Annotated in this window: 16 protein-coding genes and 1 pseudogene; 10 read left to right on the top strand and 7 right to left on the bottom strand. The window is 59.6% G+C overall.

Translation table 11 applies throughout. The features are described from left to right. Nucleotides 1–29 precede the first annotated feature (29 nt). The 4 genes from BD293_RS00560 to BD293_RS00545 are packed head-to-tail and all read left to right on the top strand — an operon-like array spanning nt 30 to nt 4910. Nucleotides 30–1859 (top strand): DUF294 nucleotidyltransferase-like domain-containing protein, encoded by a 1830-nt coding sequence (locus tag BD293_RS00560; protein WP_142079333.1) that lies wholly within the window; start codon nt 30–32, stop codon nt 1857–1859. A gap of 16 nt (nt 1860–1875) precedes the next feature. Beyond that, on the top strand, nt 1876–2424 hold the full coding sequence (locus BD293_RS00555; RefSeq protein ID WP_142079332.1) for a hypothetical protein: 549 nt from the start codon (nt 1876–1878) through the stop codon (nt 2422–2424). Then, nucleotides 2399–2821, top strand: a complete 423-nt coding sequence (locus tag BD293_RS00550) for a response regulator transcription factor (protein ID WP_142079331.1) — start codon at nt 2399–2401, stop codon at nt 2819–2821. Before BD293_RS00555 ends, BD293_RS00550 begins: the two co-directional genes overlap by 26 nt. Continuing rightward, the gene (locus BD293_RS00545) at nt 2814–4910 is read left to right on the top strand and encodes a 3'-5' exonuclease (protein WP_142079330.1); all 2097 of its coding nucleotides are present in this window, start codon (nt 2814–2816) and stop codon (nt 4908–4910) included. The genes BD293_RS00550 and BD293_RS00545 overlap by 8 nt, the downstream gene beginning before the upstream one ends. Nucleotides 4911–5164: 254 nt before the next feature. Here the strand turns inward: BD293_RS00545 and istB are convergent, their stop codons facing one another. Then, nucleotides 5165–5947 carry an IS21-like element helper ATPase IstB gene (gene istB, locus BD293_RS23520; protein WP_246086342.1) on the bottom strand — a complete coding sequence of 261 codons (783 nt, stop codon included), beginning with the start codon at nt 5945–5947 and terminating at the stop codon, nt 5165–5167. Nucleotides 5948–6421: 474 nt separating this feature from the next. Then, nucleotides 6422–7444 (bottom strand): annotated as a pseudogene (gene istA / locus BD293_RS23515) (IS21 family transposase); the annotation flags it as partial. A gap of 274 nt (nt 7445–7718) precedes the next feature. Between istA and BD293_RS00530 the strand changes: the two are divergent. Continuing rightward, nucleotides 7719–8126, top strand: a complete 408-nt coding sequence (locus tag BD293_RS00530; RefSeq protein WP_142079329.1) for a hypothetical protein — start codon at nt 7719–7721, stop codon at nt 8124–8126. 454 nt (nt 8127–8580) lie between these two features. On the opposite strand, the gene BD293_RS00525 is transcribed toward BD293_RS00530, so the two are convergent. Then, the gene (locus tag BD293_RS00525) at nt 8581–9621 is read right to left on the bottom strand and encodes an IS110 family RNA-guided transposase (RefSeq protein ID WP_142079327.1); all 1041 of its coding nucleotides are present in this window, start codon (nt 9619–9621) and stop codon (nt 8581–8583) included. Between the two features lie 156 nt (nt 9622–9777). Here BD293_RS00525 and BD293_RS00520 point away from each other — a divergent pair, with 156 nt between their 5' ends. Continuing rightward, nucleotides 9778–10431, top strand: a complete 654-nt coding sequence (locus BD293_RS00520) for a PAS domain-containing protein (protein WP_142079328.1) — start codon at nt 9778–9780, stop codon at nt 10429–10431. 306 nt (nt 10432–10737) lie between these two features. Here the strand turns inward: BD293_RS00520 and BD293_RS00515 are convergent, their stop codons facing one another. Continuing rightward, nucleotides 10738–11778: an IS110 family RNA-guided transposase gene (locus tag BD293_RS00515; protein ID WP_142079327.1), complete on the bottom strand. Its 1041-nt coding sequence runs from the start codon at nt 11776–11778 to the stop codon at nt 10738–10740. Between the two features lie 156 nt (nt 11779–11934). Here BD293_RS00515 and BD293_RS00510 point away from each other — a divergent pair, with 156 nt between their 5' ends. Continuing rightward, nucleotides 11935–12588 carry a PAS domain-containing protein gene (locus tag BD293_RS00510; protein ID WP_142079328.1) on the top strand — a complete coding sequence of 218 codons (654 nt, stop codon included), beginning with the start codon at nt 11935–11937 and terminating at the stop codon, nt 12586–12588. A 306-nt stretch (nt 12589–12894) separates the two neighbouring features. Here BD293_RS00510 and BD293_RS00505 read toward each other — a convergent pair whose 3' ends face one another. After that, nucleotides 12895–13935, bottom strand: coding sequence for an IS110 family RNA-guided transposase (locus tag BD293_RS00505; protein WP_142079327.1), 1041 nt, complete (start codon nt 13933–13935; stop codon nt 12895–12897). 156 nt (nt 13936–14091) lie between these two features. Here BD293_RS00505 and BD293_RS00500 point away from each other — a divergent pair, with 156 nt between their 5' ends. Next, nucleotides 14092–14745: a PAS domain-containing protein gene (locus BD293_RS00500; RefSeq protein WP_142079328.1), complete on the top strand. Its 654-nt coding sequence runs from the start codon at nt 14092–14094 to the stop codon at nt 14743–14745. A gap of 306 nt (nt 14746–15051) precedes the next feature. Here BD293_RS00500 and BD293_RS00495 read toward each other — a convergent pair whose 3' ends face one another. Beyond that, a complete protein-coding gene (locus BD293_RS00495; protein WP_142079327.1) occupies nt 15052–16092 on the bottom strand; it encodes an IS110 family RNA-guided transposase in 1041 nt (346 codons plus the stop codon). Between the two features lie 156 nt (nt 16093–16248). Here BD293_RS00495 and BD293_RS00490 point away from each other — a divergent pair, with 156 nt between their 5' ends. Further along, nucleotides 16249–16902 carry a PAS domain-containing protein gene (locus BD293_RS00490; RefSeq protein WP_142079328.1) on the top strand — a complete coding sequence of 218 codons (654 nt, stop codon included), beginning with the start codon at nt 16249–16251 and terminating at the stop codon, nt 16900–16902. 306 nt (nt 16903–17208) lie between these two features. Here BD293_RS00490 and BD293_RS00485 read toward each other — a convergent pair whose 3' ends face one another. Beyond that, nucleotides 17209–18249 (bottom strand): IS110 family RNA-guided transposase, encoded by a 1041-nt coding sequence (locus BD293_RS00485; protein ID WP_142079327.1) that lies wholly within the window; start codon nt 18247–18249, stop codon nt 17209–17211. 156 nt (nt 18250–18405) lie between these two features. On the opposite strand from BD293_RS00485, the gene BD293_RS00480 reads away from it, so the two are divergent. After that, nucleotides 18406–19059, top strand: a complete 654-nt coding sequence (locus BD293_RS00480; protein WP_142079328.1) for a PAS domain-containing protein — start codon at nt 18406–18408, stop codon at nt 19057–19059. The last annotated feature ends 205 nt before the right edge of the window (nt 19060–19264 follow it).

Below are 19264 nucleotides of genomic sequence, written 5' to 3'. Positions count from 1 at the left end.
CCCGGATGGTGCAATCAGGACAGCATGACATGACCGCTGCGACCCAAAAGGTTCTGGAATTTCTGCAAAGCGTACATCCGTATGACTCACTGCCGCAGGACGAGCTGGCGCGTGTCGCCAGTTGCTTCGACCGCAGTGAAGTGCCTTCTGGCACTGTCATCTATTCCGAGGGCGAGCCGGTCAGCGGTGTCTGGCTGGTCAAATCCGGCACTGTCGAAGTGACCGATGGCAATGGCGCGCTGGTCTCGATCCTAAGTCCGCGCAACTCTTTCGGGGAACGGGGGCTGTTGCGTGAGGGCCGCGCGGTCACAACGGCAACAGCCACCACCAATTCGGTTTTGCTCTGCCTGCCCGGTGGCGAGTTGCGCCACCTGATCGCAAACTTCCCCGCATTCGAGCGGTTTTTCAGCCGCGGTGCCCCCAGTGGCAAGCTGGGGCGGCAGAATGATCTGGCAACGCTGAAAGTTGCCGACCTTATGGCGCGCAAACCCTTCAGCGCCACACCCCAGACCAGTGCACAGGACGCCGCAAAAATGATGCGCGAGCATCGCATTTCCTGCGTGCCCGTGGTCGAGGGGGACAAGCTGGTGGGCATTGTCACCACCCGCGACCTGTCAGGCCGCGTGCTGGCCGAGGGCCGCGCCATTGACACCCCCCTGTCAGAGGTGATGACCCCTGACCCGCTGTCGCTGTCGCCGCAATCGCTGGGGTCCGATATTCTGCATATGATGCTGGAACACCGCATCGGGCATTTGCCCGTGGTGCGCGAGGGCAAGCTGCTGGGCATGATCACCCAGACCGATCTGACCCGCTTTCAGGCCATCAGCTCTGGCCAGTTGGTGCGCGATGCCGCTGTGGCCGAAAGCTATGCCGATCTGGCCCATGTGACCCAACGCATCCCGCAACTGCTGGTGCAACTGGTCGGCGCGCATAATGCGCATGATGTCGTGACCCGCCTGATTACCGACATTGCCGACACCGTCACGCGGCGGCTGCTGAAACTGGCCGAGGAAAAACTTGGTCCCGCGCCTGTGCCCTATCTTTGGGCGGCCTGCGGGTCGCAAGGGCGGCAGGAACAGACAGGCGTCAGCGATCAGGACAATTGCATGATCATTGATGACAGCGTTACGCCTGATGACATGCCCTATTATGCCGAACTGGCGCGCTTTGTTTCAGATGGACTGAATGCGGCGGGGTATTACTACTGCCCCGGCGACATGATGGCGAGCAATCCGCGCTGGTGCCAGCCGGTCAAGACGTGGCGGCGCTATTTTCAGGGCTGGATCAACACCCCCTCGCCAGAGGCGCAAATGCTGGCCTCGGTCATGTTCGACCTGCGGCCCATCGGCGGGCAAGTCAGCCTGTTTCGGGATTTACAGGACGAGACATTGGCCGCCGCCGCCAAAAACTCGATCTTTGTGGCGCATATGATCTCGAACTCGGTCAAACATGCGCCGCCCCTTGGCCTGTTGCGCGGCTTTGCGACAATCCGCTCTGGCGAATATAAGAACCATGTCGATATGAAACTGGGTGGCGTGGTGCCTGTGACCGACCTTGCCCGCGTCTATGCCCTGCGCGGGCGCATCGCCGCTGCGAATACCCGCACACGTCTGCTGACCGCAGAGGAGTTGGGCATTATCTCTGTTTCGGGCGCGCGCGATCTGATCGAGGCGTATGACCTGATCGCCGATTTGCGCCTTGAAAATCAGGCCAGTCTTGTGCGCATGGGCCGCAAGCCCGACAATTTCCTTGCGCCCTCGGACCTGTCCGATTTCGAGCGCTCTCATCTGCGCGACGCGTTTGTCGTTGTGCGCACCATGCAATCCGCCGCCGGTCAGTTGGCCGGTACTCTTGGCTGAAAGGATATAACAGCCCATGCTAATGGAATTTCTGGCCGTAATCGTGGCAGGGTTTGGCGGCGGAGGAACCGCCATGATCCTGCGTCGATTGAGCCGGTCGCGCCTGCCCGAATGGCTGACGCCGATGGGCGTCGCGGCTGGTATGCTCGCTATGGTCATCTATCTGGAATACTCATGGGCCGACCGCTACGAGGCAGGCTTGCCCGATGATGTCGTCGTCGTAAGCAAGAACCAGAATAAATCCTGGTTGCGCCCCTGGACATATGCAGCGCCGCTGACGAACCGGTTGATTATCGTCGATAATCGCATTAGCCAACGCAACAGCAAGAACCCCGATCTGGTTCTGACCGGTGTGATTTTACAGGAACGCTGGGCGCTGACCATGGGTTTTCAGTCTATGTTCGACTGCGCCAATGCCCTGCGGGCAGATCTGACCGAAGGCACGCAACTGGACGAGCACGGCGTGCCGCGCGATGCGGACTGGTATCAACTCAGCCAGCAAGACCCGTTTTTAAGAGTTGCCTGTGAAGGAGGAGCACATGGAGGACAAGGCGAGGAAGGCTGAAATACTCGTCGTGGAGGATGAGGACAATATTGCCATTGCCCTCAACTATCTGCTGACGCGCGAAGGCTATAACCAGACCCGACTTGCGACCGGTGCCGGCGCAATAGAGCTGATCCGCGAGCGCAAGCCAGATCTGGTGCTGCTGGATGTCATGCTGCCCGAGGTTTCGGGCTATGAAATCTGCCAGTCTGTGCGCGCGGACCCCGACTGTAGCGAAGTGCGCATCCTGATGATGACCGCGCGCGGATCAGCGATGGAGCGGCGCAAGGGGTTGGCTATGGGGGCGGACGGGTTCATCTCGAAACCGTTTGAGCTGAAGGAGTTGCGCGAACAGGTGCGCAAAATCCTTGCCGGAGAGCTTGATCAAGTGCGACAGGCAGGCATTGCAGATGCTTGAACGCCTGAGCCTGCGCATACGCATCTTGCTGTTTTTCGTGCTTCTGGCCTTTGGGGCAGTGAGCGCGATGATGGCAGGCGGCTGGCTTGTCCTGTCGCGGTCCGACATACCGGATCTGGCAGGGCCGATGTTGCAGGCCGGTATCTTCGGCGGTTTTTTGATCGTGTTTCTGGTCACGGGCATCTGGTATCTGTTCGATACCCATGTTGCGCGCGCAATCGACAGCCTTGCCAATGCGATCCGCACCCGCGCCCATAGCGATGTCAATGACGACATCGGCACAGAAAAAGACCGCGCGAAATATCTGGGCGATCTGGCCCCCGCCGCGTCCGAGATAACGCGCTCACTGGCGCAGACACGCTCGGCGCTGGCGGAATCGGTGGCGCGCGAAACCTCGCGCCTGTCCGCCGAAAAGGCACGGCTGGAAAAGCTGCTGGCCGATGTGCCGGTCGCCGTTTTGCTGTGCACCGCAGATTACCAGTTGGTGTTCTATAACGGTCAGGCCGTCACTATCCTGGAAGCGGGCGGTGCCCCCGGACTGGACCGCAACCTGTTGGATTATCTGCGCGAAGGGCCCGTGCGTCACGCCTATGAACGCCTGAGCAAACTCAACGACCCCGATGCGGCATCCGACCTGATCTGCGCCACCACCGGAACAGGCCGCCTGCTGTCAGGGCGGATGCGCGTGCTGCGCCGGACCGACAATATCCAGCGCCCCGGCTTTGTTCTGACGCTGCGCGACGTGACCGCAGACCTTGCCACCCACGCTGCGCGCGAGGCATTGCTGGACGAGGTGTTTGACAGTGTCCGCCGCCCCGCCGCCAATCTGCAAACGGTGATCGGCGTCATCTCGGAAGATGCCGATATGGCGCAGGCCGAAGACCTGATGGCCGCGTTGTTGTCAGAGGTGCATACCCTGACCGCCGCAATTACCGATCTGGGCAAACGCTATGACGAAGGGCGCAGCGACTGGCGGCCCATGGGCCAGACCCGCGCCCAAGACCTGATGGACGGTGTCAGCGCACAATTCAGCGTGCTGGGGCTGGAGATTGAAACCGTAGGGCCTGACCTGATGCTGACCTGTGACGGGTTCGAGTTGGCGCTGTTCTTCCGCTGGCTGGGCGAGAAACTGTCCAAAACCGGCCATGGCCGCACTTTCCGCCTGTCACTGGCCGAAGAAGACGGGCCGGGCGCAGTTATCGACATGATGTGGCGCGGCGATGCGCTGCCCGTCGGAGAGTTGGACGCATGGCTGTCAGAGCCGCTGGATGCCGACCTGCCCGACCTGACCCCGCGCGCCGTACTCAATGCCCATGCGACTGAAGCGTGGACCGAAACCCGCGCGGATGGCTGGTCCGCCGTGCGCATCCCCATCCCCAATGCCCGCCGCGCAACCCGCAGACCCGCCCCGATTGACCGCGAAGTGGTCTATGATTTCGACCTGCTGTCCAAGGAACGCAACGCCGAAGTGCTGGAAAGCCGGCTCGAAGATCTGACCTATGTGGTGTTCGACACCGAAACCACGGGCCTGACCCCCTCCAGCGATGAGATCGTGCAGATTGCGGCTGTGCGGCTGGTCAATGGCAGGCGCGTGCGGCGCGAAGTGTTCGACACGCTGGTCGACCCGAAGCGCACGATCCCACAAAGCTCGACCGAGGTGCACGGCATTACCGAAGACATGGTCAAGGGCGCGCCCACAATGGCCGAGGCTGGCAAGCGCTTTCATGATTTCGCCCGCGGCGCGGTTCTGATTGCCCATAATGCGCCCTTCGACATGGAATTTCTGCGCCGCCATGAAACGGATATCGGCGCAAGTTTCGATCATCCGGTGCTGGATACTGTGCTGCTGTCTGCGGTGGTCTATGGCCAGCTGGAACAGCACTCTCTGGATGCGCTGACCGCGCGGCTGGGCATTACCATCCCCGAAGAAGCGCGCCACACGGCGATCGGCGACACTGTCGCCACGGCGGATGCGTTCCTGAAACTGATCCCCATGCTGAAATCACGCGGGCTGCACACATTCGGCGATGTCCTGACCGAAGTGCGCCGCCACGGACGCCTGCTGAAAGACATGAATTCCGCGCAATGAGCGCGGAATTTCGGCAATTCCCTTGTGGAATGACGGTGCCCTTAACCGAAGCTTAAGGAATATTCCCTATCCTGAACTGGCCGTATCAGGTCCAGCCAGGGGGTCAAGAATGACGCAGGCCGCAATATTGGGTATCATCATCACCTTGACGGCGACGCTGGTTGTGCTGGTGTAGCGCGTCAACCACCTTGTCCGGTGCCGACAACCACCTTGGCCGGTTATAGCGGCCGCCGGGGTTGTGTTTTTTACTGTCTTTAGGTCAGGTTTTTTCCTTCTTCTTGGTTGTCGTTTTTGGTTGTCGCTGAGGCTTCGTTTTGCATTTTCATGTTGGCCGCAGCGCTTCTTTGGCGAAAGCTTTGCGCATTCATCTCAAGAATGCTGGCATGGTGGACAAGTCGGTCGATGGCCGCGACGGTCATGGCTTTGTCGGGAAAGATTTGATCCCATCCACTGAACGGCTGATTGGCCGCGATGGCGATGCTGCGATATTCGTATCGCCGGGCAATCAGTTCGAAGAGCACCCCGGTTTCGGCCTGATCCTTGTGGGCATAGGTAATGTCATCAAGGATGATCAGGTCAAATTTGTCGAGCTTGGCCAAAGCTGCTTCGAGCACCAGATCCCGACGTGCGGCTTGCAGTCTTTGGACAAGATCGCTGGTCCGGGTATAGAAGACCCTATGGCCTGCTTCGATCAGGGCATGGCCAATGGCACAGAGAATGTGGGTCTTGCCCGTGCCGGAGTTGCCAATGGCGATCAGGTTTGCGCCGCCGTCCAACCAATCTCCCGCAGCCAGAGCTTCGACCCGGGCGCGTGGTAAGGTAGGCAGAGCTTTGAAATCGAAGGTTGCCAAAGTCTTTCCAGCTGGGAGCTGGGATTCATTCAGATGACGGCGCATGCGGCGCATGTCCCGCTCGGCGAGTTCGTATTCGGCCAGCACGGCCAGGAAGCGCGCAGCCGGCCAGCCTTCGGTATCGGCTCGTGTGGCGATTTCCTGCCATAGCTTGTGGAAGCTGGGTAAGCGCAGGGCGCTCAGCATGCTGGGCAGCGTGTGGATGTCGATCTCCCGGGAGGTCATGCGCGTACCTCCAGCAGCGCATCGAAGCTGTCCAGCGACGGATGAGAAACCACAACATCCTTTGGCAGCGTGTTTAGGGGTGAGCTGTGTCGCGAGCGTCTTTGGGTCCGGTATCAAACCAGAGCCGAGATCGTCAGCAAGAAGACGTGCCAATTCCGCTTCGCAGGCTTGATCGTGGGCAATAAAGAGCAGAGCGACCATGCGGCGGCAGGCGTCGCGTCGCGGCAGGCTGTGCTGTAGCACTTCCCAGGCCTGCGCGTATTCGGTGCGGGGGAAGAGGCTATCGCGGTAGATCGAGCTCCAAAGAGCCTGTGGTTTGCGCTTCAAGGCATGGATAACGTGGTGGTAATTGATGACATGGACACGATGGCCATCGTTACGGCCTCGGCCACGGGGATGCGTTGCGACAAGGGTGCTGCCCAAGAATGCGTCGAGGCGGTCATCATATAGATGGATGCGCAAACGCTGCCCGATGAGCTGTGACGGCGCGCTGTAAAAGATGCTTTTGACCCTGAAGCCGCCCATTCTTGTGACCGGCACGATAACTTCCGTATAGTCTGTGGTGCGCCGCGGCGGCAAAGGTTTAAGATGCAGCTGTTCTACCTCAACCGCTTCCATACGCTGTCGATTGCGCCGCGCCACCAGCATATCAATGAAACGACGATACTCGGCCACAGATGCAAAATCACGGCTGCCGCGCAGGATCAGTGCCTGTGCGATGGCCTTCTTCAAGTGACGGTTCTGCGATTCCACGGCGCCATTCTCATGGGCTTCACCACGGTTGTTGCGACTGGCATCCATACCATAATGACCGACGAACGCTTCATAGCGCTTGGTAATATCCTCACACTCGTCACGCGTCAGATTTCGAAATGCGGCTGAAAGACTATCCGTACGATGGTTTTGTGGAACACCCCCCAAGGCCCACAACGCCTGCTGGAGGTTCTCGGCCAAGGCCGTAAAACTCTCCCCGCCCAAGACAACACCAACATGTTCCCAGCGGCTATAGACCATTGCGAAATGATAAAGCAGGTGCGGGAATGGTGCGCCTGCAATGGTCACTTCCAGCTCGGCTGCATGGGTGAAGTCGGACTGTGCCATATAGCCTGGCTCTGGTGTCTGGCGAAAAATGATGTCGCGCTCCGGGCCTTTAAGCGCGCGCCACTGCCGGACCCTTCGCTCCAGGGTTCGGCGGATGCGATCATCTGGAAAAGCCAAAGGATGTAGACCCTGGAGGTGACGCAACAACGTCACGGCCTGCAGGGCATTGTCGTTCTCCAGAACAGGAAGGATGTCATTCTCCCAATACCCTTCAAGAGGATCGGATACTGTACGCCCGTGAACAATCTTGCGCTGTGAAGGGGGCGTTGGATCTGCATCAAATCGCCGAGCGGTTCTTTCGCTGAACCCGGCACGGGCGGCTGATGTGCATTGGCTGTGATTTTTGAGGTCGGTCATGTATAATCTCAATTGCTGGTCGGTGATGGATTGATAGGCCAACCGGGGTCCTCCGTTGGAACGTAGAGGCTTCCGGCTTATCAACCCGCAGCGACCAGCACCTAACCCAAAATCATCTTGGCCGGTGGCGCTGACCTCCAGGCGGGCAAGCCCGCCCTCCGATCAGCGCCACCGGCCAAGATGGTTGTCGCTACCGGCCAAGGTGGTTGTCGCTCAACAGCTGGGGTCGCTGGCAATCTTTGCAGGGCTATCGCGTCCACGGCGCATGCCGGATATGGGTTTTGGCCCTACGGATCAGGATGTGGTGTTTATCTTTCGTGATCACGATCTGATTGATTGCTCCGACCCTGCCCGCGCCTTGCTGAAATCCCTCACCGCGCCCGACAAGGCCAAGAATGCGCACAGCGATTATGCCGTGTTGCTGCAATATTTGGCACAGCGCTTTCCCGATGTGCAGACCAGATTGGCAGGCCTTGCGCAATCCGGACCTTGGGAAATTTCCTCTCATACGGGCGACGGGTTGGTTCTGGGCGCGCAGTTTCACAAAGGGCTTCCATATTGGGGCGGGTGTTATCAAGAGATATTTTCACAAAAAGTCTCGCCCCCGGCTGAGCTGTTGGCTTCCATATTGGGGCGGGTGTTATCAAGAGATATTTTCACAAAAAGTCTCGCCCCCGGCTGAGCTGTTGGCTGCGAGGGTGTCATCGATTGGCCGATCCTGCGGATCGGGATCATTGCAGGAGAACCACGGCGAGGGGCGTTCAGCGCGAAGACATCCATCTATCGCAGCGGTGAACGCCCCGGGGATAGGAGCCGCGGCGCCCCTGTAGTTTGAAGAAGCTGTGTGTTTGGCCGTGTTTTGCGCGCATCAGCATCACCGAAATATCCCGCACCGGAATGTGCTTCCATCCGTAGTCAGCGCTGTGGCTGCCACATTATACCCAGTCCAAGAACGGTTCCCGCGTGCCTATCTCAATGGCGCACTCAGATGGTTATCTGGTGACTAGCCCACAGTCGGCATCATCGGGAACCGCGTCCCGGCTTGGGGACCTCGGTGAGCCATCGCCGTCAGGCGCGGCCTATCTCTCCTTTTGCTTCAGAACTCTGATGTGAATGGGGGTGCGGTTTTTCACAGCCTATGCTGTGGTGGCCGCCACAGCATCAGAGCGGGTGTAGCGAAATTCAGCGTTGTCTCGCCACATGCGGTGCAGAACCACCCCGATCCGACGCGCCAGCGCAACTGTCGCGCGCTTCTTTCCGCGCCGTTTGGCGACATTCCAAGCCCAGGCACTCAGCCAATTGGGGCGCCCGCTATGCAACATCACCGTTGCCGCTTGATAAAGCGCCGTGCGCAGCCCCGCATCGCCCGCCCGTGAGATCTCGCCAATGATATCGCGTTCACCGGATTGCTCGCGGCGTGGCGTCAGGCCAACCCAGGGACCAACGTCTCTGGAAGATCGAAATCGTTCAGGGTCATCAATCGCTGCCTTGACCGTCAGAGCCACGCGGTAACCAACGCCTGGCATGGTCATCAACTGACGGCAGACGCGATCCGATTTGGCATGATCACGCAGCAACTTCTCCATCCCTGCCAGCTCCTGACGCAGGGCACGGCGCGCACTCAGGATCGGGGTCGCGGCAGCTTCCAGCATAGGATTGCCCTCGGCCAGCTCCAGCACCCGCTGTTCAAACCGCCCCTTGGCCACCTGTCCCATCTTCAGTCCGAAGTTGCGCAGCACTCCACGGATCGACAGCTCAAGCGAGAGGGTCGCTTGCTGGATTGCCTTGCGCGAAGACAGCAGCGCGCGCATTTCCTGTGCCGACAGGGATTTGCAATGAACCGATCGGAACCACCCCATCTGCAAGAGCCGCGCAATCCCTTCGGCGTCGCGCCGGTCTGTTTTGATCGGCATCGCCTTCAGCGCACCCTTCACCTGCCGAGTTTCCATCAAAACGGTGGCAAAGCCAGCCTCGGTCAAATGCTGATACAGCCATTGCGACAATGGCCCAGCTTCAAGCCCTACCCCAACGACGCGCCCGGGCAGGCCACGCAAGACCCTCACCAGATCTTCGGGTTCGCTCGGCGCGGCCGTTTCTTTCACCACCTTGCCCTGCGCGGACACCACGCAAATCGCGGTGCTTGCAAGAGAGACGTCTAAACCGATATACAAATCCATGTCGTTGCCCTTTCGTATTGGATATCTTGGGGCGCGCTTCACAGCACGACCCCGTTGACACGCAGCCCAGCGTGCCAAGGGCAACGACACATCAATCAACCTCGGATTTCAATTCACAACGGCCGTGATTCGTGCCGAGCCCCAATACGGTATCTGATGCAGTTGCGGCTGACCGACACGCTGGACGAGGGGGCATTGCTGGCCATTGACCGCCTCAGCCATGATGCCCAGCAAAAGGAACTGAAAACCTTGCGCGCTGTGGTGCGCAATCTGCCGACACTCGTCTGGCAAAGCGATGCGCATGGCAATATCATCTGGGCAAATACGGCCTATCTTCAGGCGCTTCAGGGGTTTGAGCAGGCAGATCATGCGCTCGCATGGCCCCTGCCCGATCTGTTTGCGCAGACCGAAACCCTGCCAGAGAACCGCCTCGCATTCAAAAAGCAGGGCCAGACGCATTGGTTCTCGCATAACCAGTTGGAGGAAGGCGCATATGTCATACATTTCGCCACCCCCATAGACGCCGCCGTGCAGTCCGAAGCAGCGCGCCGCGAAACCCTCCAGATCCTGACGCGGACCTTTGCCTGCCTGCCAATCGGGCTTCCATATTGGGGCGGGTGTTATCAAGAGATATTTTCACAAAAAGTCTCGCCCCCGGCTGAGCTGTTGGCTGCGAGGGTGTCATCGATTGGCCGATCCTGCGGATCGGGATCATTGCAGGAGAACCACGGCGAGGGGCGTTCAGCGCGAAGACATCCATCTATCGCAGCGGTGAACGCCCCGGGGATAGGAGCCGCGGCGCCCCTGTAGTTTGAAGAAGCTGTGTGTTTGGCCGTGTTTTGCGCGCATCAGCATCACCGAAATATCCCGCACCGGAATGTGCTTCCATCCGTAGTCAGCGCTGTGGCTGCCACATTATACCCAGTCCAAGAACGGTTCCCGCGTGCCTATCTCAATGGCGCACTCAGATGGTTATCTGGTGACTAGCCCACAGTCGGCATCATCGGGAACCGCGTCCCGGCTTGGGGACCTCGGTGAGCCATCGCCGTCAGGCGCGGCCTATCTCTCCTTTTGCTTCAGAACTCTGATGTGAATGGGGGTGCGGTTTTTCACAGCCTATGCTGTGGTGGCCGCCACAGCATCAGAGCGGGTGTAGCGAAATTCAGCGTTGTCTCGCCACATGCGGTGCAGAACCACCCCGATCCGACGCGCCAGCGCAACTGTCGCGCGCTTCTTTCCGCGCCGTTTGGCGACATTCCAAGCCCAGGCACTCAGCCAATTGGGGCGCCCGCTATGCAACATCACCGTTGCCGCTTGATAAAGCGCCGTGCGCAGCCCCGCATCGCCCGCCCGTGAGATCTCGCCAATGATATCGCGTTCACCGGATTGCTCGCGGCGTGGCGTCAGGCCAACCCAGGGACCAACGTCTCTGGAAGATCGAAATCGTTCAGGGTCATCAATCGCTGCCTTGACCGTCAGAGCCACGCGGTAACCAACGCCTGGCATGGTCATCAACTGACGGCAGACGCGATCCGATTTGGCATGATCACGCAGCAACTTCTCCATCCCTGCCAGCTCCTGACGCAGGGCACGGCGCGCACTCAGGATCGGGGTCGCGGCAGCTTCCAGCATAGGATTGCCCTCGGCCAGCTCCAGCACCCGCTGTTCAAACCGCCCCTTGGCCACCTGTCCCATCTTCAGTCCGAAGTTGCGCAGCACTCCACGGATCGACAGCTCAAGCGAGAGGGTCGCTTGCTGGATTGCCTTGCGCGAAGACAGCAGCGCGCGCATTTCCTGTGCCGACAGGGATTTGCAATGAACCGATCGGAACCACCCCATCTGCAAGAGCCGCGCAATCCCTTCGGCGTCGCGCCGGTCTGTTTTGATCGGCATCGCCTTCAGCGCACCCTTCACCTGCCGAGTTTCCATCAAAACGGTGGCAAAGCCAGCCTCGGTCAAATGCTGATACAGCCATTGCGACAATGGCCCAGCTTCAAGCCCTACCCCAACGACGCGCCCGGGCAGGCCACGCAAGACCCTCACCAGATCTTCGGGTTCGCTCGGCGCGGCCGTTTCTTTCACCACCTTGCCCTGCGCGGACACCACGCAAATCGCGGTGCTTGCAAGAGAGACGTCTAAACCGATATACAAATCCATGTCGTTGCCCTTTCGTATTGGATATCTTGGGGCGCGCTTCACAGCACGACCCCGTTGACACGCAGCCCAGCGTGCCAAGGGCAACGACACATCAATCAACCTCGGATTTCAATTCACAACGGCCGTGATTCGTGCCGAGCCCCAATACGGTATCTGATGCAGTTGCGGCTGACCGACACGCTGGACGAGGGGGCATTGCTGGCCATTGACCGCCTCAGCCATGATGCCCAGCAAAAGGAACTGAAAACCTTGCGCGCTGTGGTGCGCAATCTGCCGACACTCGTCTGGCAAAGCGATGCGCATGGCAATATCATCTGGGCAAATACGGCCTATCTTCAGGCGCTTCAGGGGTTTGAGCAGGCAGATCATGCGCTCGCATGGCCCCTGCCCGATCTGTTTGCGCAGACCGAAACCCTGCCAGAGAACCGCCTCGCATTCAAAAAGCAGGGCCAGACGCATTGGTTCTCGCATAACCAGTTGGAGGAAGGCGCATATGTCATACATTTCGCCACCCCCATAGACGCCGCCGTGCAGTCCGAAGCAGCGCGCCGCGAAACCCTCCAGATCCTGACGCGGACCTTTGCCTGCCTGCCAATCGGGCTTCCATATTGGGGCGGGTGTTATCAAGAGATATTTTCACAAAAAGTCTCGCCCCCGGCTGAGCTGTTGGCTGCGAGGGTGTCATCGATTGGCCGATCCTGCGGATCGGGATCATTGCAGGAGAACCACGGCGAGGGGCGTTCAGCGCGAAGACATCCATCTATCGCAGCGGTGAACGCCCCGGGGATAGGAGCCGCGGCGCCCCTGTAGTTTGAAGAAGCTGTGTGTTTGGCCGTGTTTTGCGCGCATCAGCATCACCGAAATATCCCGCACCGGAATGTGCTTCCATCCGTAGTCAGCGCTGTGGCTGCCACATTATACCCAGTCCAAGAACGGTTCCCGCGTGCCTATCTCAATGGCGCACTCAGATGGTTATCTGGTGACTAGCCCACAGTCGGCATCATCGGGAACCGCGTCCCGGCTTGGGGACCTCGGTGAGCCATCGCCGTCAGGCGCGGCCTATCTCTCCTTTTGCTTCAGAACTCTGATGTGAATGGGGGTGCGGTTTTTCACAGCCTATGCTGTGGTGGCCGCCACAGCATCAGAGCGGGTGTAGCGAAATTCAGCGTTGTCTCGCCACATGCGGTGCAGAACCACCCCGATCCGACGCGCCAGCGCAACTGTCGCGCGCTTCTTTCCGCGCCGTTTGGCGACATTCCAAGCCCAGGCACTCAGCCAATTGGGGCGCCCGCTATGCAACATCACCGTTGCCGCTTGATAAAGCGCCGTGCGCAGCCCCGCATCGCCCGCCCGTGAGATCTCGCCAATGATATCGCGTTCACCGGATTGCTCGCGGCGTGGCGTCAGGCCAACCCAGGGACCAACGTCTCTGGAAGATCGAAATCGTTCAGGGTCATCAATCGCTGCCTTGACCGTCAGAGCCACGCGGTAACCAACGCCTGGCATGGTCATCAACTGACGGCAGACGCGATCCGATTTGGCATGATCACGCAGCAACTTCTCCATCCCTGCCAGCTCCTGACGCAGGGCACGGCGCGCACTCAGGATCGGGGTCGCGGCAGCTTCCAGCATAGGATTGCCCTCGGCCAGCTCCAGCACCCGCTGTTCAAACCGCCCCTTGGCCACCTGTCCCATCTTCAGTCCGAAGTTGCGCAGCACTCCACGGATCGACAGCTCAAGCGAGAGGGTCGCTTGCTGGATTGCCTTGCGCGAAGACAGCAGCGCGCGCATTTCCTGTGCCGACAGGGATTTGCAATGAACCGATCGGAACCACCCCATCTGCAAGAGCCGCGCAATCCCTTCGGCGTCGCGCCGGTCTGTTTTGATCGGCATCGCCTTCAGCGCACCCTTCACCTGCCGAGTTTCCATCAAAACGGTGGCAAAGCCAGCCTCGGTCAAATGCTGATACAGCCATTGCGACAATGGCCCAGCTTCAAGCCCTACCCCAACGACGCGCCCGGGCAGGCCACGCAAGACCCTCACCAGATCTTCGGGTTCGCTCGGCGCGGCCGTTTCTTTCACCACCTTGCCCTGCGCGGACACCACGCAAATCGCGGTGCTTGCAAGAGAGACGTCTAAACCGATATACAAATCCATGTCGTTGCCCTTTCGTATTGGATATCTTGGGGCGCGCTTCACAGCACGACCCCGTTGACACGCAGCCCAGCGTGCCAAGGGCAACGACACATCAATCAACCTCGGATTTCAATTCACAACGGCCGTGATTCGTGCCGAGCCCCAATACGGTATCTGATGCAGTTGCGGCTGACCGACACGCTGGACGAGGGGGCATTGCTGGCCATTGACCGCCTCAGCCATGATGCCCAGCAAAAGGAACTGAAAACCTTGCGCGCTGTGGTGCGCAATCTGCCGACACTCGTCTGGCAAAGCGATGCGCATGGCAATATCATCTGGGCAAATACGGCCTATCTTCAGGCGCTTCAGGGGTTTGAGCAGGCAGATCATGCGCTCGCATGGCCCCTGCCCGATCTGTTTGCGCAGACCGAAACCCTGCCAGAGAACCGCCTCGCATTCAAAAAGCAGGGCCAGACGCATTGGTTCTCGCATAACCAGTTGGAGGAAGGCGCATATGTCATACATTTCGCCACCCCCATAGACGCCGCCGTGCAGTCCGAAGCAGCGCGCCGCGAAACCCTCCAGATCCTGACGCGGACCTTTGCCTGCCTGCCAATCGGGCTTCCATATTGGGGCGGGTGTTATCAAGAGATATTTTCACAAAAAGTCTCGCCCCCGGCTGAGCTGTTGGCTGCGAGGGTGTCATCGATTGGCCGATCCTGCGGATCGGGATCATTGCAGGAGAACCACGGCGAGGGGCGTTCAGCGCGAAGACATCCATCTATCGCAGCGGTGAACGCCCCGGGGATAGGAGCCGCGGCGCCCCTGTAGTTTGAAGAAGCTGTGTGTTTGGCCGTGTTTTGCGCGCATCAGCATCACCGAAATATCCCGCACCGGAATGTGCTTCCATCCGTAGTCAGCGCTGTGGCTGCCACATTATACCCAGTCCAAGAACGGTTCCCGCGTGCCTATCTCAATGGCGCACTCAGATGGTTATCTGGTGACTAGCCCACAGTCGGCATCATCGGGAACCGCGTCCCGGCTTGGGGACCTCGGTGAGCCATCGCCGTCAGGCGCGGCCTATCTCTCCTTTTGCTTCAGAACTCTGATGTGAATGGGGGTGCGGTTTTTCACAGCCTATGCTGTGGTGGCCGCCACAGCATCAGAGCGGGTGTAGCGAAATTCAGCGTTGTCTCGCCACATGCGGTGCAGAACCACCCCGATCCGACGCGCCAGCGCAACTGTCGCGCGCTTCTTTCCGCGCCGTTTGGCGACATTCCAAGCCCAGGCACTCAGCCAATTGGGGCGCCCGCTATGCAACATCACCGTTGCCGCTTGATAAAGCGCCGTGCGCAGCCCCGCATCGCCCGCCCGTGAGATCTCGCCAATGATATCGCGTTCACCGGATTGCTCGCGGCGTGGCGTCAGGCCAACCCAGGGACCAACGTCTCTGGAAGATCGAAATCGTTCAGGGTCATCAATCGCTGCCTTGACCGTCAGAGCCACGCGGTAACCAACGCCTGGCATGGTCATCAACTGACGGCAGACGCGATCCGATTTGGCATGATCACGCAGCAACTTCTCCATCCCTGCCAGCTCCTGACGCAGGGCACGGCGCGCACTCAGGATCGGGGTCGCGGCAGCTTCCAGCATAGGATTGCCCTCGGCCAGCTCCAGCACCCGCTGTTCAAACCGCCCCTTGGCCACCTGTCCCATCTTCAGTCCGAAGTTGCGCAGCACTCCACGGATCGACAGCTCAAGCGAGAGGGTCGCTTGCTGGATTGCCTTGCGCGAAGACAGCAGCGCGCGCATTTCCTGTGCCGACAGGGATTTGCAATGAACCGATCGGAACCACCCCATCTGCAAGAGCCGCGCAATCCCTTCGGCGTCGCGCCGGTCTGTTTTGATCGGCATCGCCTTCAGCGCACCCTTCACCTGCCGAGTTTCCATCAAAACGGTGGCAAAGCCAGCCTCGGTCAAATGCTGATACAGCCATTGCGACAATGGCCCAGCTTCAAGCCCTACCCCAACGACGCGCCCGGGCAGGCCACGCAAGACCCTCACCAGATCTTCGGGTTCGCTCGGCGCGGCCGTTTCTTTCACCACCTTGCCCTGCGCGGACACCACGCAAATCGCGGTGCTTGCAAGAGAGACGTCTAAACCGATATACAAATCCATGTCGTTGCCCTTTCGTATTGGATATCTTGGGGCGCGCTTCACAGCACGACCCCGTTGACACGCAGCCCAGCGTGCCAAGGGCAACGACACATCAATCAACCTCGGATTTCAATTCACAACGGCCGTGATTCGTGCCGAGCCCCAATACGGTATCTGATGCAGTTGCGGCTGACCGACACGCTGGACGAGGGGGCATTGCTGGCCATTGACCGCCTCAGCCATGATGCCCAGCAAAAGGAACTGAAAACCTTGCGCGCTGTGGTGCGCAATCTGCCGACACTCGTCTGGCAAAGCGATGCGCATGGCAATATCATCTGGGCAAATACGGCCTATCTTCAGGCGCTTCAGGGGTTTGAGCAGGCAGATCATGCGCTCGCATGGCCCCTGCCCGATCTGTTTGCGCAGACCGAAACCCTGCCAGAGAACCGCCTCGCATTCAAAAAGCAGGGCCAGACGCATTGGTTCTCGCATAACCAGTTGGAGGAAGGCGCATATGTCATACATTTCGCCACCCCCATAGACGCCGCCGTGCAGTCCGAAGCAGCGCGCCGCGAAACCCTCCAGATCCTGACGCGGACCTTTGCCTGCCTGCCAATCGGGCTTCCATATTGGGGCGGGTGTTATCAAGAGATATTTTCACAAAAAGTCTCGCCCCCGGCTGAGCTGTTGGCTGCGAGGGTGTCATCGATTGGCCGATCCTGCGGATCGGGATCATTGCAGGAGAACCACGGCGAGGGGCGTTCAGCGCGAAGACATCCATCTATCGCAGCGGTGAACGCCCCGGGGATAGGAGCCGCGGCGCCCCTGTAGTTTGAAGAAGCTGTGTGTTTGGCCGTGTTTTGCGCGCATCAGCATCACCGAAATATCCCGCACCGGAATGTGCTTCCATCCGTAGTCAGCGCTGTGGCTGCCACATTATACCCAGTCCAAGAACGGTTCCCGCGTGCCTATCTCAATGGCGCACTCAGATGGTTATCTGGTGACTAGCCCACAGTCGGCATCATCGGGAACCGCGTCCCGGCTTGGGGACCTCGGTGAGCCATCGCCGTCAGGCGCGGCCTATCTCTCCTTTTGCTTCAGAACTCTGATGTGAATGGGGGTGCGGTTTTTCACAGCCTATGCTGTGGTGGCCGCCACAGCATCAGAGCGGGTGTAGCGAAATTCAGCGTTGTCTCGCCACATGCGGTGCAGAACCACCCCGATCCGACGCGCCAGCGCAACTGTCGCGCGCTTCTTTCCGCGCCGTTTGGCGACATTCCAAGCCCAGGCACTCAGCCAATTGGGGCGCCCGCTATGCAACATCACCGTTGCCGCTTGATAAAGCGCCGTGCGCAGCCCCGCATCGCCCGCCCGTGAGATCTCGCCAATGATATCGCGTTCACCGGATTGCTCGCGGCGTGGCGTCAGGCCAACCCAGGGACCAACGTCTCTGGAAGATCGAAATCGTTCAGGGTCATCAATCGCTGCCTTGACCGTCAGAGCCACGCGGTAACCAACGCCTGGCATGGTCATCAACTGACGGCAGACGCGATCCGATTTGGCATGATCACGCAGCAACTTCTCCATCCCTGCCAGCTCCTGACGCAGGGCACGGCGCGCACTCAGGATCGGGGTCGCGGCAGCTTCCAGCATAGGATTGCCCTCGGCCAGCTCCAGCACCCGCTGTTCAAACCGCCCCTTGGCCACCTGTCCCATCTTCAGTCCGAAGTTGCGCAGCACTCCACGGATCGACAGCTCAAGCGAGAGGGTCGCTTGCTGGATTGCCTTGCGCGAAGACAGCAGCGCGCGCATTTCCTGTGCCGACAGGGATTTGCAATGAACCGATCGGAACCACCCCATCTGCAAGAGCCGCGCAATCCCTTCGGCGTCGCGCCGGTCTGTTTTGATCGGCATCGCCTTCAGCGCACCCTTCACCTGCCGAGTTTCCATCAAAACGGTGGCAAAGCCAGCCTCGGTCAAATGCTGATACAGCCATTGCGACAATGGCCCAGCTTCAAGCCCTACCCCAACGACGCGCCCGGGCAGGCCACGCAAGACCCTCACCAGATCTTCGGGTTCGCTCGGCGCGGCCGTTTCTTTCACCACCTTGCCCTGCGCGGACACCACGCAAATCGCGGTGCTTGCAAGAGAGACGTCTAAACCGATATACAAATCCATGTCGTTGCCCTTTCGTATTGGATATCTTGGGGCGCGCTTCACAGCACGACCCCGTTGACACGCAGCCCAGCGTGCCAAGGGCAACGACACATCAATCAACCTCGGATTTCAATTCACAACGGCCGTGATTCGTGCCGAGCCCCAATACGGTATCTGATGCAGTTGCGGCTGACCGACACGCTGGACGAGGGGGCATTGCTGGCCATTGACCGCCTCAGCCATGATGCCCAGCAAAAGGAACTGAAAACCTTGCGCGCTGTGGTGCGCAATCTGCCGACACTCGTCTGGCAAAGCGATGCGCATGGCAATATCATCTGGGCAAATACGGCCTATCTTCAGGCGCTTCAGGGGTTTGAGCAGGCAGATCATGCGCTCGCATGGCCCCTGCCCGATCTGTTTGCGCAGACCGAAACCCTGCCAGAGAACCGCCTCGCATTCAAAAAGCAGGGCCAGACGCATTGGTTCTCGCATAACCAGTTGGAGGAAGGCGCATATGTCATACATTTCGCCACCCCCATAGACGCCGCCGTGCAGTCCGAAGCAGCGCGCCGCGAAACCCTCCAGATCCTGACGCGGACCTTTGCCTGCCTGCCAATCGGGCTTCCATATTGGGGCGGGTGTTATCAAGAGATATTTTCACAAAAAGTCTCGCCCCCGGCTGAGCTGTTGGCTGCGAGGGTGTCATCGATTGGCCGATCCTGCGGATCGGGATCATTGCAGGAGAACCACGGCGAGGGGCGTTCAGCGCGAAGACATCCATCTATCGCAGCGGTGAACGCCCCGGGGATAGGAGCCGCGGCGCCCCTGTAGTTTGAAGAAGCTGTGTGTTTGGCCGTGTTTTGCGCGCATCAGCATCACCGAAATATCCCGCACCGGAATGTGCTTCCATCCGTAGTCAGCGCTGTGGCTGCCACATTATACCCAGTCCAAGAACGGTTCCCGCGTGCCTATCTCAATGGCGCACTCAGATGGTTATCTGGTGACTAGCCCACAGTCGGCATCATCGGGAACCGCG

Origin of the sequence: Roseinatronobacter monicus (genome assembly GCF_006716865.1) — a bacterium.
In the GTDB taxonomy this organism is placed as follows: domain Bacteria; phylum Pseudomonadota; class Alphaproteobacteria; order Rhodobacterales; family Rhodobacteraceae; genus Roseinatronobacter; species Roseinatronobacter monicus.
The sequence above is the reverse complement of the archived record's forward strand: the minus strand, read 5'-3'. Positions and strand labels throughout refer to the sequence as shown.

Bases quoted from the DNA above. Each gene is read 5' to 3' on its own strand.
- BD293_RS00560 (WP_142079333.1), top strand. From the start codon at position 30: ATGACCGCTGCGACCCAAAAGGTTCTGGAATTTCTGCAAAGCGTACAT.
- BD293_RS00555 (WP_142079332.1), top strand. From the start codon at position 1,876: ATGCTAATGGAATTTCTGGCCGTAATCGTGGCAGGGTTTGGCGGCGGA.
- BD293_RS00550 (WP_142079331.1), top strand. From the start codon at position 2,399: ATGGAGGACAAGGCGAGGAAGGCTGAAATACTCGTCGTGGAGGATGAG.
- BD293_RS00545 (WP_142079330.1), top strand. From the start codon at position 2,814: ATGCTTGAACGCCTGAGCCTGCGCATACGCATCTTGCTGTTTTTCGTG.
- istB (WP_246086342.1), bottom strand. From the start codon at position 5,947: ATGCTGAGCGCCCTGCGCTTACCCAGCTTCCACAAGCTATGGCAGGAA.
- BD293_RS00530 (WP_142079329.1), top strand. From the start codon at position 7,719: ATGGGTTTTGGCCCTACGGATCAGGATGTGGTGTTTATCTTTCGTGAT.
- BD293_RS00525 (WP_142079327.1), bottom strand. From the start codon at position 9,621: ATGGATTTGTATATCGGTTTAGACGTCTCTCTTGCAAGCACCGCGATT.
- BD293_RS00520 (WP_142079328.1), top strand. From the start codon at position 9,778: ATGCAGTTGCGGCTGACCGACACGCTGGACGAGGGGGCATTGCTGGCC.
- BD293_RS00515 (WP_142079327.1), bottom strand. From the start codon at position 11,778: ATGGATTTGTATATCGGTTTAGACGTCTCTCTTGCAAGCACCGCGATT.
- BD293_RS00510 (WP_142079328.1), top strand. From the start codon at position 11,935: ATGCAGTTGCGGCTGACCGACACGCTGGACGAGGGGGCATTGCTGGCC.
- BD293_RS00505 (WP_142079327.1), bottom strand. From the start codon at position 13,935: ATGGATTTGTATATCGGTTTAGACGTCTCTCTTGCAAGCACCGCGATT.
- BD293_RS00500 (WP_142079328.1), top strand. From the start codon at position 14,092: ATGCAGTTGCGGCTGACCGACACGCTGGACGAGGGGGCATTGCTGGCC.
- BD293_RS00495 (WP_142079327.1), bottom strand. From the start codon at position 16,092: ATGGATTTGTATATCGGTTTAGACGTCTCTCTTGCAAGCACCGCGATT.
- BD293_RS00490 (WP_142079328.1), top strand. From the start codon at position 16,249: ATGCAGTTGCGGCTGACCGACACGCTGGACGAGGGGGCATTGCTGGCC.
- BD293_RS00485 (WP_142079327.1), bottom strand. From the start codon at position 18,249: ATGGATTTGTATATCGGTTTAGACGTCTCTCTTGCAAGCACCGCGATT.
- BD293_RS00480 (WP_142079328.1), top strand. From the start codon at position 18,406: ATGCAGTTGCGGCTGACCGACACGCTGGACGAGGGGGCATTGCTGGCC.